Below are 13,294 nucleotides of genomic sequence, written 5' to 3'. Positions count from 1 at the left end.
ATTCAGCACCGCTGCGCGGAAGGCTCGTCAGGCTTGTTGATCGCGGCTGGCTGCGGAAACTGCCTGACGGTCGCTTCTCCGCCCGTCTGTGACCGAACGTGTCACCACCCGAAGTGGTGCACCAGAGCCGTAACCGGAATGCCCTCGGCAGTCGTCGGGATCGTGTGACGGAAGCCAACGCGCCGGGGGCGCCTGCTCACTTGTCTACCGGTGCCGTCTGTCGCTGTCCACGCGCACCGTCAACCACCTCGCCGATCTGCTGAGACGCCATTCGAAGGCGATACGGTCCCGGTGGCGGATCCTGCCGTCCGGGCAGATCGCCGTGATCGTCCTGGCCGTGCTGCGGCACGACCAGCGCCTGGCCGACATGGCCGACGGCTACTATGCGTCCGAGTCCACCGTCCGTCGATGGCGGGACGAACTGATTGGACTGCTCGCCGCGCAAGCTCCGCGCCCGGGCCGTGCCCTGAAGAAGGCCGCAGGCAGGGCGGAGAGGTCGTCCTGACCGATGGCACCCTGATCCCCACTCAGCGCCGCACCGGAAAGGCAGACCGCCGTGATTTCTCCGGTAAACACCGCACCCACGGGCTGCACTTCCTCGCCCTGACTGACGAGAGAGTCCGCCTGGTCTGGATATCCGCCGCCAGGCCCGGCCGCACCCACGACACCGCCGCCCGCCACGACCACGTCCTGGCCCACCTACGCGCCGCCGGTCTCGGCGCTCCCGCGGACCTCGGTTTCCGCGGCCTGGACAACGATGTACGCGACTCCGTGATCGTCACGGGCTTCCATGCCGGGGACACCTACGCCTACCTCGTGCTGCCCGGCGCCACCGCCGCCGAGACCGCGGCACGCGCGCACGGCGCCGGCCGGCGTCTCACCGTCCTCGCCAACACCGACGGCCGGCAGGGCGTCCGGGACGCCGCTCTCGGCTTCACGGGCGTCAACTTCTGGCGCGCCGGCACCCTCGGAGACCTCACGGCGACGACTCCCGCGAGCGTGCTGATCCGCGAGGCGGGCGGCACGGCCACCGTGTGCGTGTCCGGGCCGCTGCGGGACGGCGTGGCGATCGACGTGACATGGCACCGCCCGGTGAGGTCCGTGACGTCCCACGACCCCACCGTCCAGGTGCTGTCCACGGAGGACCGGGTCGCCTTGCGGGTCACACCGGGCACGGCGGGCGAGGTGCACAGAGCGGTGGTGCGGCTGAGGTGACGGGGCCGCCCGCGGATGGTGTGGGGGCCGGGGGAACCGGCAGATTCTCTACCGTGAGTCCGATCTGACGGGGCCGCCCGCAGATGTGGGGGCCGAGAAAAATGACGGGACTGCCCGCGGTGGTGCGGTTGAGGGGGTGGCGGGGTCGTCTGCGGGGGTGTTGCGGTGGGAGACGACGGGGCCGGACTCGCGCCCTGCCCCGTCGGCCACGGCCGTCCGCCGGCGGCCGAAGACGTAGCGCAAACACTTGCGGTTGTTTGCGCTACGCTTGCGTTCATGACGCGACGACTTGCTCAAGTGGCGAAGAAGGTTGGGGTCAGCGAGGCCACGGTCAGCCGGGTGCTCAACAACAAGCCGGGGGTGTCGGAGGCGACCCGGCAGTCGGTGCTCACGGCGCTGGACGTCCTCGGCTACGAGCGGCCGACGCAGCTGCGGGGCGAGCGGGCGCGGCTGGTGGGACTGGTCCTGCCCGAGCTGCAGAACCCGATCTTCCCGGCGTTCGCCGAAGTGATCGGCGGCGCGCTGGCGCAGCAGGGTCTGACCCCCGTGCTGTGCACCCAGACCAAGGGCGGCGTCTCGGAGGCGGACTACGTCGAGCTGCTGCTCCAGCAGCAGGTGTCCGGGGTGGTGTTCGCGGGCGGGCTGTTCGCCCAGGCCGACGCCCCGCACGAGCACTACCGGCTGCTCGCGGAGCGCAGGATTCCCGTGGTGCTGGTGAACGCGGCGATCGAGGAACTCGACTTCCCCTGCGTGGCCTGCGACGACGCGGTGGCCGTGGAGCAGTCGTGGCGGCATCTGGTGTCGCTGGGGCACGAGCGGATCGGACTCGTGCTCGGCCCCGCCGACCACGTCCCCTCGCGGCGCAGGCTGCGCGCCGCCGGGCAGGCCGCGGGCGGCACGCTGTCCGGCGAGTTCGTGGAGCGCTCGATCTTCTCCCTGGAGGGCGGGCAGGCGGCGGCCTCGCGCCTGCTCGACCGCGGCATCACCGGCATCGTGTGCGCCAGCGACCCGCTGGCCCTCGGCGCGGTCCGGGCCGCCCGGCGCAGGGGCCTGCGCGTGCCGCAGGACGTGTCCGTCGTGGGATACGACGACTCCGCCTTCATGACCTGCACCGAGCCCCCGCTGACCACGGTGCGTCAGCCGATCGAGGCCATGGGCCGCGCGGCGGTGGAGCTGCTCACGGCGCAGATCCAGGGCGCCGACGTCCCGCACAGCGAGCTGCTCTTCGAACCGGAGCTCGTCGTGCGCGCCTCCACCGCGCAGGTGTCACCGCGCTGACGTCGGATGTCCGCGATCCGCGAAGAGCTGTCAATCATTTACGAAATCAGCGCGAGATATTGCGTCCACTTGTTCTCGGTGGTTGAGTGAGGGCGCCCCACAACGCATCGGCGGTGGGGCGCCCTCCACGTTCATGCCCGAAGGGGTCCACCCATGAGAAGTGCTCGGCTGAACCGCGTCCGCAGTGCCGGCGCCCTGGCCCTCGTCTCCGCGCTCGCACTCACCGCCCTGACGGCCTGCGGAACCAGCAGCAGCGATGACGGCGACGGATCCTCCGGCGGCGCGTCCGGTGACCCGGCCGCTCCACTGGACCCGAAGACCAAGGTCACGATCACCATCGACTGCATGCCGCCGACGGCGAAGGCGGCCGAGCTGAAGGAGTGGAAGGAAGACGTCGAGGAGTTCCACAAGACGTACCCCCACGTCACCATCGAGGGCCGCTCCACCCCCGGACAGTGCCTGGAGCCGCCGCGCTTCACGGCCATGCTGAAGGCCAAGTCCCAGCCCGACGTGTTCTACACCTACTTCACCGACCTGCCCCAGGTGCTCGACAACGACGGCGCCGAGGACATCACCGCCTACGTCAACGACAAGAGCGTGCCGCTGCTGAAGGACATCGACCCGAACGTCCTCGGCTCGCTCAAGCACGACGGCAAGCTCTACGGCCTGCCCACCAGCAACTACACCATGGGCCTGCTGATCAACCGCAAGCTGTTCAAACAGGCCGGCCTCGACCCCGACAGCCCGCCGAAGACCTGGGACGAGGTCCGGGCCGCGGCCAAGAGGATCGCGGGCCTCGGCGGGGGCGTCGCCGGCTTCGGCGAGTACAGCGCGGGCAACACCGGCGGCTGGCACTTCACCGCGCAGATGTACAGCCTCGGCGGTGACGTCGTCGACGCGAGCGGCAAGAAGGCCGCCTTCGACAACGACCTCGGCAGACAGGTCGCCGAGAACCTGCACGCCATGCGCTGGCAGGACGACAGCATGGGCAAGACGCAACTGCTGAAGTGGGGCGACCTGCAGAAGCAGATCGCGACCGACAAACTCGGGATGTTCCTGGCCGCGCCCGACGACATCGCGTACATGGTCCAGCAACTGGGCGCCCGGTACGAGAACTTCGGCATGGGGCCCATCCCGGGCGGCAGGAACACCCTCGCCGGCGGCAACAACTACATGATCAAGAAGGGCATCCCGGGCGACCGGATCAAGGCCGCGATCGCCTGGCTCAACTTCAAGAACCTCACCGTCGGCAAGGGCCAGTTCGCGTGGGCACGCACCAAGGCCGACGGCCTGCCGGTCGGCATCCCGCAGCCCAACTTCTGGCTCAACGAGTCCAAGAAAAAGGACGACGCCGCGCGGACCGAGCACGCCACCATGCCCGTCGAGAACTTCAAGGCCTTCATGGACAACCCGGTCGCCGGGAAGACCGAGCCGCCGAAGGCGCAGCAGATCTACAAGGTCCTCGACAACGTGATGTCCGGCCTGCTCACCAACAAGGACGCCGACATCGACCAACTGCTCTCCACGGCCGCGAGCCAGGTCAACCAGGTCCTCGCCGCACAGTGACCCTGCCGGACGGGGGCGGGCGGCACGTCCGTCCCCGCTGTGTCCAAGGAGCATCGATGCCGGCCACGGCCCCCGCCCCGACCCCGCGCAAGGCGGTCAGTAGCCGCACTCCGTCGCCCCCGGCGGGCCACGTGCCGCCCGGCGGCGGCCTCGCCAAGAGCCTGCGGCGCAACCTCACCGCCCATGCCTTCCTCATCGGCGCGGTCCTGTGCTTCGCGTTCTTCTCCTGGTACCCGATGATCCGCGAGTTCCTCCTGGCCTTCCAGAAGACCGAGGGCGGCGAGGTCACCTGGGTCGGCCTGGACAACCTCACCACCGTCGTCAACGACCCGGCGTTCTGGCAGGCCTGGCGCAACACCCTGCTGTTCACCGCGCTCGCTCTCGTCCTCGGCTTCGCCGTGCCCTTCGTGGTCGCCGTCGTCATCAACGAGTTCCGGCACGGCAAGGGGTACCTGCGCCTGCTCGTCTACCTGCCGGTGATGCTGCCGCCCGTCGCCTCCGTCCTGCTGTTCAAATACCTCTACGACCCCGGCTACGGACTCCTCAACGAACTGTTCGGCTTCCTCGGCCTCCCGGCGCAGCAGTGGCTCCAGGACCCCGGTACCTCCATGCTCTCCGTCGTCATCGCCTCGACCTGGATGAACATGGGCGGCGCAGCCCTCATCTACCTCGCGGCGCTCCAGGGCATCCCCGGCGAGCTGTACGAGGCGGCCGAACTGGACGGAGCGGGGCTGCTGCGCAAGATCTGGCACGTGACGATCCCGCAGACCCGCCTCGTCCTGTCGCTGATGCTGCTCATGCAGATCATCGCGACCATGCAGGTCTTCGTCGAACCCTTCCTGCTGACCGGCGGCGCGGGCCCCGAGGGCTCCACCACGACCGTCGTGTACCTCATCTACCAGTACGCCTTCAACTTCAACGACTACGGTGCCGCGGCGGCCCTCGGCCTGCTCCTGCTCGTACTCCTCGCCGGATTCTCGGCGGCGTACGTCAGGCTCAGCCGCGCCGAGAGCGAGTAGGACCGGGAGGCCCCAGCATGTCCACACGCACCCTGATCTCACCGGCCCGGCTCGCCCGGCCCCGCGGCCGGATCCTCTACTGGGTGACCTTCGCGGTCGTCGTCGTCGGCTTCACCCTCGTCTTCCTCGGCCCGCTGTACTGGATGATCTCCAGCGGTTTCAAGGACGCCCAGGAAGTCGTGCGTACGCCGCCGACGCTGGCGCCCGGATCGTTCGAGCCCGACAACTACAGCCGCGCCTGGGACGTCATGGACCTCTCGACGCTGCTGTTCAACACCCTGTACTACGCGTTCGGCGCCCTGGCCTTCCAGCTCGTCCTCGACGTGGCCGCGGCCTACTCGCTCTCCCGGCTCCGCCCGGTCCTCGGCAGGGCCATCCTCGGGATGATGCTGGCCACCCTGATGATTCCGGCGACCGTACTCGTCGTACCCCAGTACCTGACCGTGCTCGACGTGCCCGTCTTCGAACGCAACCTGCTCAACACACCCTGGGTGATCTGGCTGCCGTCGGTGACCAACGCCTTCAGCATCTTCCTGCTGAAGCGGTTCTTCGACTCGATCCCCAAGGAACTCCTGGACGCCGCCGCCATGGACGGCGCGAGCCCCCTGCGCACCCTGTGGTCCATCGTGCTGCCGGTCTCCCGGCCCATCCTCGGCGTGGTGTCCATCTTCGCGATCGTCGGCGTCTGGAAGGACTTCCTCTGGCCGATGCTCACCCTGCCCGACCCGGCGATGCAGACCCTCAACGTGGGCATCTACTCGCTGTCCAACGGGGTTCCCGTGAACGTGCTGATCGCCGCGCTGACGATCGCCTCCCTGCCCACCCTGCTGATCTTCCTCGTCTTCCAGCGCAACATCATGAGCGGCCTGACCGCCGGCGGCCTCAAGGGCTGAGCCCTCCCCGCCCCGCTCCACCCTCCCGTCTTCGCCGCCGGCCGTCCGACGCCCCGCCGCGGGCCGGCGGCGAGGATCCGCCCTGCCCGAAAGGACGCCCCGTGGCAGCCCAGAACCCGCCCCGCACCGACGACTGGTGGCGCGACGCCGTCATCTACCAGGTGTACCCGCGCAGTTTCGCCGACGGTGACGGCGACGGCACCGGGGACCTCGCGGGCGTCCGGGCGAGACTGCCCTACCTCGCCGGACTCGGCGTCGACGCCGTCTGGTTCACCCCCTGGTACCTCTCACCGCTCGTCGACGGCGGCTACGACGTGGCCGACTACCGCGCCATCGACCCCGCCTTCGGCACCCTCGCCGAGGCCGAGAGACTCATCTCCGAAGCCCGCGAGCTCGGCATCCGCACCATCGTGGACATCGTGCCGAACCACGTCTCCGACCAGCACGCCTGGTTCCGGGCCGCCCTCGCCGCCGGACCCGGCAGCCCCGAACGCCAGCGGTTCCACTTCCGTCCCGGCCGCGGCCCGCACGGCGAACTCCCGCCCAACGACTGGCCGTCCCAGTTCTCCGGCCCCACCTGGACCCGGGTCCCCGACGGCGAGTGGTACCTGCACCTGTTCACCCCCGAGCAGCCCGACCTCAACTGGGCCCACCCCGACGTCCGCCGGGAACACGAGGACGTCCTGCGCTTCTGGTTCGGACGCGGCGTCGCCGGCGTACGCATCGACTCCGCCGCCCTCCTCGCCAAGGCCCCCGGGCTGCCCGACTTCACCGAGGGCACCGGCCCCCACCCCTACATCGACCAGGACGAACTCCACGACATCTACCGCTCCTGGCGGGCCGTCGCCGACGAGTACGGGGGAGTGTTCGTCGGCGAGGTGTGGCTGCCCGACGCCGAGCGCTTCGCCCGCTATCTGCGGCCCGACGAACTGCACACCGCGTTCAACTTCAATTTTCTCACCTGCCCGTGGGACGCGGACCGGCTGCGCCGAGCCGTCGACGCCACCCTCGCCGAACACGCCCCCGTCGGCGCCCCCGCCACCTGGGTGCTCTGCAACCACGACGTGACCCGCACCGTCACCCGGTACGGCCGCGAGGACACCCGCTTCGACTTCGCCACGAAGGCCTTCGGCACCCCCACCGACCTGGCCCTGGGCACCCGCCGCGCCCGCGCCGCCGCCCTGCTGGCCCTGGCTCTCCCCGGCTCGGTCTACCTCTACCAGGGCGAGGAACTCGGCCTCCCCGAGGCCGACATCCCCCTGGACCGCATCCAGGACCCGATGCACTTCCGCTCGGGCGGCACGGACCCGGGCCGCGACGGCTGCCGGGTCCCCCTGCCGTGGGCCGCCGACGAGCCGTACTGCGGCTTCGGCTCCCGCACGGAGCCCTGGCTGCCGTTGCCCGGGGACTGGCCGTCGTACGCCGTCGACCGGCAGACCGGCGACCCGGACTCGATGCTGACCCTCTACCGCACCGCCCTGCGCCTGCGCCGCTCCACGCCCGGCTTCGGCGACGGTCCGCTGACCTGGCTCCCCGCCCCGGACGGCGTCCTCGCCCTGGCCCGGACGGACGGCGTGATGTGCGTCGTGAACCTCCGCACGGCCCCCGCGGACCTCCCCCCGCACACCACCCGCCTCCTCGCCAGCGGCCCGCTGGACGGTGAGGGGCGGCTGCCCCGGGACACCGCCGTCTGGCTGCGGGCCTGACAGCAACGCGGCAGGGGAGCGGGCCGTTCGCGGGGAAGACCGCGAACGGCCCTCGGGCACGCCGGGCGCAGGGGCGCCGGGCTCACACCAGCCCGATGTGCTGCGCCACGTCCTCTCCCTGGCGGAGGTGGTCGTGGGCGGCTTCCCCCAGGGTCTCGATGACTCCCGCGACGACCGTTTCGATCACGGCGAGCGTCGGCACGAGGCTGTCGTACGGGGAGGGGGCCGTCACCCGGCAGGGCAGGACGACGTCGGCCCTGCTGGTCACGGGCGACAGCCAGGTGTCGGTGAACAGCAGCACCTTGCCGCCCCGTTTCCGGACCAGACCGGCCATCGCCACCTTGTCCTCCTCATAGCGCCGGTAGTCGAAGAGGACGAGTACGTCTCGCCTGCGCAGGGAGTTCAGCGTCGCCGTGCGCTCCACGTCCCGGTCCGGGAGGAAACGGACGTCTTCGCGGAGCTGCATCAGGTGCAGCCCCAGGTACTGCGCGAGCAAATGGGTGAAACGGCCGCCGGCCAGGGTGACACGCACCTTGGGGTCGGCGAGGAGACGGACGGCGTGATCCAGGTCGTGGGGCGGCAGTTCGGCCAGCATCATGGCCACTTCGGCGGGGAACACCGTGCGCACCCGGTCGAGCAGACTCGCCCCCTCCGCGCCCTCGTCGAGGGGACGCCCGTACGCCGGGGTCTCGTAGAGCGAGAGCGGGGAGGCGTTGCGTTCCTCCAGTTCCGCGCGCAGCGCCGACTGGAAGTCGGGAAAGCCGCGGAAACCGAATCGTGACACGAACCTCAGCACGGTCGGGGCGCTGACCCCGGCCCGGTCGGCTATGGCGGCCACCGTCTCGAACCCGGCGGACGGGTAGGCGGCCAGCAGCACGCGCCCGACCTTGCGCTCGGCGGGGCTGAGTTCGCCCAGCTTGAGTCGGATTTCGTCCGCCAGTACGCCTGTGGCCATGCTGCCCGTTTCCTTCCCGTGCGCTCCCGCAAAGTAGTTGAAGCGCGTCCGACGCTGCCGAGCCTAACGGTGCGGCACGGTGCGACGTGCGGTGACGCCGACACACCGGCGGCCGGACCGCTCCGGTCAGGCACGGCCGTCGCCGACTGTCGCGATCAGCGCCGCGAGCAGCGCGACCCGCGTGGGCACACTGCCGAGGTCGAGCCACTCGCCGGGCGTGTGGTCCGCGCCGCCGACCGGTCCGAGCCCGTCCAGGACGGGTGTGCCGACGCCGGCGATGAGGTTGGCGTCGCCGACACCGCCCGTGGCGGTGGCCCGTACGTCGATGCCGAGTTCGGCGCCGAGCGTGCGGGCGGTCGCCAGCAGCTCGCGGACCGCCGGGGTCTGTTCCATGGGGGCGCAGAAGTCCAGCTGTTCGACGCGCGCGCTCGTCCCCGGCACGGCCGGAGAGGCCGCCGCCGCCTCGATCGCGGTGAGCGCGGCGTCGATCCCCGCGGCCGTCGACGAGCGGACCTCGACGTGCAGTTCCGCCTCCGGGCACACGATGTTGGTCCGGGTGCCGGCGCGGATCACGCCCACGTTGACGGTGACCCCGTCCCAGCGGCCGTTGAGTGCTTGCAGCGCCACGACCAGATGGGCCGCGGCCAGGGCGGCGTTGGCGCCGCGCTCGGGTTCGACGCCGGCGTGCGCGGCCGTGCCCGTGACGGTGACACGGATGTCGGTCACGCCCTTGCGGGCCACGACCAGGTCGCCGTTCTCCCGCGCGCACTCCAGGGCCAGGGCCACGTCGCACTGCCCTGCCACGCGTTCCGTCACGGCGCGGCTGGCCGGGGAGCCGATCTCCTCGTCCGGTGTGGCCAGGAAGACCAGTTCCCGGTAGTCGTCCAGGCCCGCCTCGGCGAGGACCCCGAGTGCGGTCAGGCCGGCCACCAGCCCGCCCTTGTCGTCGCAGACCCCGGGGCCGTGCGCGAGGCCGTCGCGGACGGTGAAGGGTCGCTGCCGCGCCGTGCCGTCGTCGAACACCGTGTCCATGTGCGCGGCCAGCAGGACGCGGCGCCCGCCCTGCGCGGCGCTCAGGCGGCCCGGTCTGCGGGCCACGAGCGCGTCCCCCGAGCGCTGTCCGCCGGCGCCCGGCGGCAGCGCGATCCGCTCGACCGTGAACCCCAGTCCGTCCAGCCGGTCCTGGACCCGGTCGGCGACCCGGTTCACCCCGTCCGGGCTGTACGAGCCGGAGTCGATGCCGACCAGTTCGGCGAGGGTGCCGCAGAATCGCGGGACCAGGTCACGGGCCAGTGCCAGCAGCGTGGAGGCGCGGGGCCGCCGGCATGCCGCCGCCGTCACAGGACCTTGGACAGGAAGGCGCGGGTGCGCTCCTGCTCGGGGTCGACCAGCACCTTCGAGGGCTTTCCGGCTTCCACGACCGTCCCGTCGTCCATGAAGACGGCGGTGTCCGCGACTTCCCGGGCGAAGCCGATCTCGTGCGTCACCACCACCATGGTCATCCCGTCCTCGGCGAGTTGCCGCATCACCGCCAGCACGTCGCCGACCAGTTCCGGGTCGAGCGCGGAGGTGGGCTCGTCGAACAGCATCAGCTTCGGCCGCATCGCCAGCGCCCGCGCGATCGCCACACGCTGCTGCTGTCCGCCGGACAACTGTGCCGGGTAGTGGTCGGCGCGGTCGCCGAGTCCTACCCGGTCGAGCAGCCCGAGGGCTTCACCGCGTGCCGTCGCCCGGCCGATGCCCATCACCCGGACCGGCGCTTCGACAACGTTATCCAGGGCGGTCATGTGGGGGAAGAGGTTGAAGCGCTGGAACACCATGCCGATGTCCCGGCGGCGTGCGGCGACCTCACGCTCGCGCAACTCGTGGAGCCGGCCGCCCTCCTGGCGGTAACCGACCAGCTGCCCGTCGACCGACAGCCGTCCGCCGTCCACCTTCTCCAGGTGGTTGATGCAGCGCAGGAAGGTCGACTTGCCCGAGCCGGACGGGCCGAGCAGACAGCAGACCTGGCCCTTTTCCACGGTCAGGTCGATGCCCTTGAGCACCTCGAGTCTGCCGAACCGCTTGCGTACGCCCTCGGCGTGGACCATGGCGGCGCTCATCGGACCGCCTCCTTTCGGTGAAGGGCCGCGGTCGCGCCGAGGAACACGCGCCGCAGCGGTGAGGTACGGCTGCCCGTGGCGGAGCCCCGGCCGTAGCGGCGCTCCAGCCAGGCCTGCGGGACGCCCAGCACGCTGACGAGGACCAGGTACCAGATGGCGGCCACCACGAGCAGGGGGATGACTTGGTAGTTCTGGGCGTACACGTCCTGGATGTTCGACATCAGGTCGTGCGCGGCGATCACCGAGACGAGCGCGGTCATCTTGAGCATGTTGATGGTCTCGTTGCCCATCGGCGGGACGATGACCCGCATGGCCTGCGGCAGGACGATCCGCCGCATGGTGAGCAGCGGACGCATGCCCAGGGAATGGGCGGCCTCGGTCTGTCCGGTGTCGACGGACTGGATGCCGGCCCGCACGATCTCGCTGGAGTAGGCCGCCTCGTTCAGGCCCAGGGCGAGCAGTGCCGCGACCGACGGGGTGAGCAGCGCGTTGGTCTCGGCGCGGAAGAACGTGACGTCGGTGAAGGGAATGCCGATTTCCACGTATTTGTAGAGCGCGGCGGCGTATCCCCAGAAGATGATCTGCACCAGCAGCGGGGTGCCGCGGAAGAACCACACGAACAGCGACGACATCCCGTACAGCACCGGGTTGGCGGACAGCCGCATGACGGCGACCACGGTGCCCAGGGCGAGGCCGAGCGTCATGGCGGCGACCGTCAGCCACAGGGTGGTGGCCATGCCGTCGAAGACGAGGTCGGCGAACAGGTACTCGCGGACCACGTCCCAGTGGACGTTGTCGTTGCGCGCCAGGGAGCCGGCCAGGCCCACCAGGGCGGCGGCCGAGGCGGCGGCAGCGGCCCAGCGGCCGTAGTGCCGTACGGGGACGACCTCGAGGTCGTGCGCGGATGCGCCCGCCGGGACGGTGCCGTGCGGGGGCTGGGTCTTGGTCTGCATCAGTCCACCGCCGCGTTCCGGGTCGCCTTCGTCAGGGCGATCGATCCGATCCCGTACTTCTCGCATATCTTCGTGAGCGTGCCGTCGTCCATCAGGGCCTGGAGGGCCTTCTGGATCGCGGTGGTGAGTGCCGGGAGCTTCTTGCTGACGGCGATGCCGTTCGGGGAGGCCCCGTAGCCGCCGGGTGCCTTCGGGTCCTCGACCAGGTCGAAGGCCCGGCCGCGGTCGGCGGTCCTGGCGGTCCAGCCCGCGGCCGGCTTGGTCAGCACGTCGGCGACGACCTTGCCGGACCGCAGTGCCAGCTGGGCGTCGGAGTCCTTGGGGAAGGTCTGGATGTCCGTCTTCGGGCGGCCCGCCTTCGCGCAGGCCGCCTGGTGGGCGGTGAGGAGCTTCAGCTGGTTGGTCGCGGCCTGCACGCCCACCTTCCGGCCGCACAGGTCGTCCAGGGTGCGGATCTTGCGGGGGTTGCCCTGGGCGACCATGACGGCGGACCCGGACTGCGTGTAGTCGACGAAGTCCACGACCCGCTGCCGGTCCTTGTTGTCCGTGATGGCCGACATGGCGACGTCGAACTTGCCCGCCTGCAGGGCCGGCACGATGCCGTCGAACTTCTGCGCGGAGAACGCGAAGCGCACGCCGAGCTTCGCGCCCAGAGCCTGTCCGAGGTCGTAGTCCAGACCTGTCATCTCGTCGCTGCCCGGGGCGGCGAACATCTCGAACGGCGGGTAGGGGATGTCGGTCGCCACCCGGACGGTGCCCGACTTCTTGACGGCGCCGGGCAGGAGGCCGTGGAGCTTCGCGTCACGCCGTACAACCGTGCCGGCGACGGTGGCTCTGTCGCGCACGGTGGTGTCGGAGCCCGTGGCGTCGCCGGAACAGCCGGAGAGGGTGAGCAGTGCGGTCGCGCAGGTCAGGGCCGCCGCGGTGGGTCGGAGCGAAGGGGATGGGAGCACGAGCGAGTCCTTCTCGACGAGCGGGCGACGGCGGGGGCGTCCGCCGCTTGGCAGTTCCCGACGTTACATCTGACGTGGCGATGTGCCTAGATGTATCGCGCGTTACGTTCGCGTTCGGATTTCTGCCGCTTGTTCGGCAGGCCGTACGCTCGGGTGTGGGGCCGAGCGGCCAGCAAGAGTGCCACACGCCCGGGGCCGCCGCGAACCCCTCGGGTTTGCGCGGGGGACCGGTAAAGCCTCCCTCAGTAAGTGCGCCACCCCCTTTACGAGGTCATTACAACGATGCAATCGTATTGGTGCACCGTTTACGCGGTGGTGGCAGCTGCTCCGCCGGGGACCGCGGAGGAGCTGCCGTGCAGCCGGTCGGCGCGCTCCTCGGAGTGCGTCGACCGGCCTTTTTCGCGTCGCCCGCCTGCCTTTGCGGCCCGGACCGGCCGTCCCGCCCGGCCCGGCCGTCCGGTGCCCTCCCCGTCGGACCCCGTCCCCCGCACCATCCGTACGGCTCGATGCGCGCCGTCGGTGCGCCCGATCGGGTACCTCGGTCGGAGCTGCCGCTGCGGGCGCGATGCCGGAAGGCTCGGGACCGACTCCCGTCCCCAGGACCGACCGACACCCGAAGGGGGCCACGTGCCCGACGGCTCAGAGTTGATCACC

At 70.7% G+C, this 13,294-nt stretch carries 11 protein-coding genes; 6 read left to right on the top strand and 5 right to left on the bottom strand.

Annotation, left to right across the window (positions count from 1 at the left end; translation table 11 throughout):
* The first annotated feature begins 408 nt into the window (after positions 1 to 408).
* The 6 genes from ABZ354_RS26095 (at position 409) to ABZ354_RS26070 (ending at position 7,677) form a co-directional block, all read left to right on the top strand.
* Positions 409 to 1,215, top strand: a complete 807-nt coding sequence (locus tag ABZ354_RS26095) for a polysaccharide lyase beta-sandwich domain-containing protein (protein WP_358660696.1) — start codon at positions 409 to 411, stop codon at positions 1,213 to 1,215.
* 276 nt (positions 1,216 to 1,491) lie between these two features.
* Complete coding sequence (locus tag ABZ354_RS26090; protein ID WP_358660694.1) at positions 1,492 to 2,493, top strand: LacI family DNA-binding transcriptional regulator; 1,002 nt, start codon at positions 1,492 to 1,494, stop codon at positions 2,491 to 2,493.
* A 153-nt stretch (positions 2,494 to 2,646) separates the two neighbouring features.
* Positions 2,647 to 4,059 carry an extracellular solute-binding protein gene (locus tag ABZ354_RS26085; RefSeq protein ID WP_358660693.1) on the top strand — a complete coding sequence of 471 codons (1,413 nt, stop codon included), beginning with the start codon at positions 2,647 to 2,649 and terminating at the stop codon, positions 4,057 to 4,059.
* Between the two features lie 56 nt (positions 4,060 to 4,115).
* Positions 4,116 to 5,078 (top strand): sugar ABC transporter permease, encoded by a 963-nt coding sequence (locus ABZ354_RS26080; protein WP_358660691.1) that lies wholly within the window; start codon positions 4,116 to 4,118, stop codon positions 5,076 to 5,078.
* 17 nt (positions 5,079 to 5,095) lie between these two features.
* Positions 5,096 to 5,971 (top strand): carbohydrate ABC transporter permease, encoded by an 876-nt coding sequence (locus ABZ354_RS26075; protein WP_358660689.1) that lies wholly within the window; start codon positions 5,096 to 5,098, stop codon positions 5,969 to 5,971.
* Positions 5,972 to 6,072: 101 nt separating this feature from the next.
* Positions 6,073 to 7,677 carry a glycoside hydrolase family 13 protein gene (locus ABZ354_RS26070; protein ID WP_358660687.1) on the top strand — a complete coding sequence of 535 codons (1,605 nt, stop codon included), beginning with the start codon at positions 6,073 to 6,075 and terminating at the stop codon, positions 7,675 to 7,677.
* An 82-nt stretch (positions 7,678 to 7,759) separates the two neighbouring features.
* Here the strand turns inward: ABZ354_RS26070 and ABZ354_RS26065 are convergent, their stop codons facing one another.
* The 5 genes from ABZ354_RS26065 to ABZ354_RS26045 form a co-directional block, all read right to left on the bottom strand.
* The gene (locus ABZ354_RS26065; RefSeq protein ID WP_358660685.1) at positions 7,760 to 8,632 is read right to left on the bottom strand and encodes a MurR/RpiR family transcriptional regulator; all 873 of its coding nucleotides are present in this window, start codon (positions 8,630 to 8,632) and stop codon (positions 7,760 to 7,762) included.
* Between the two features lie 126 nt (positions 8,633 to 8,758).
* Positions 8,759 to 9,973: a M20 family metallopeptidase gene (locus ABZ354_RS26060; RefSeq protein WP_358660683.1), complete on the bottom strand. Its 1,215-nt coding sequence runs from the start codon at positions 9,971 to 9,973 to the stop codon at positions 8,759 to 8,761.
* Entirely contained in the window at positions 9,970 to 10,734 is a 765-nt protein-coding gene (locus ABZ354_RS26055; protein ID WP_358660681.1) for an amino acid ABC transporter ATP-binding protein, read from the bottom strand. Before ABZ354_RS26055 ends, ABZ354_RS26060 begins: the two co-directional genes overlap by 4 nt.
* Positions 10,731 to 11,687: an amino acid ABC transporter permease gene (locus ABZ354_RS26050; RefSeq protein ID WP_358660679.1), complete on the bottom strand. Its 957-nt coding sequence runs from the start codon at positions 11,685 to 11,687 to the stop codon at positions 10,731 to 10,733. Before ABZ354_RS26050 ends, ABZ354_RS26055 begins: the two co-directional genes overlap by 4 nt.
* Complete coding sequence (locus ABZ354_RS26045; RefSeq protein WP_358660677.1) at positions 11,687 to 12,640, bottom strand: ABC transporter substrate-binding protein; 954 nt, start codon at positions 12,638 to 12,640, stop codon at positions 11,687 to 11,689. The genes ABZ354_RS26050 and ABZ354_RS26045 overlap by 1 nt, the downstream gene beginning before the upstream one ends.
* Positions 12,641 to 13,294: the final 654 nt, after the last annotated feature.

This window comes from Streptomyces sp. NPDC005925, from assembly GCF_040638805.1.
Classification (GTDB): Bacteria; Actinomycetota; Actinomycetes; order Streptomycetales; family Streptomycetaceae; genus Streptomyces.
The sequence above is the reverse complement of the archived record's forward strand: the minus strand, read 5'-3'. Positions and strand labels throughout refer to the sequence as shown.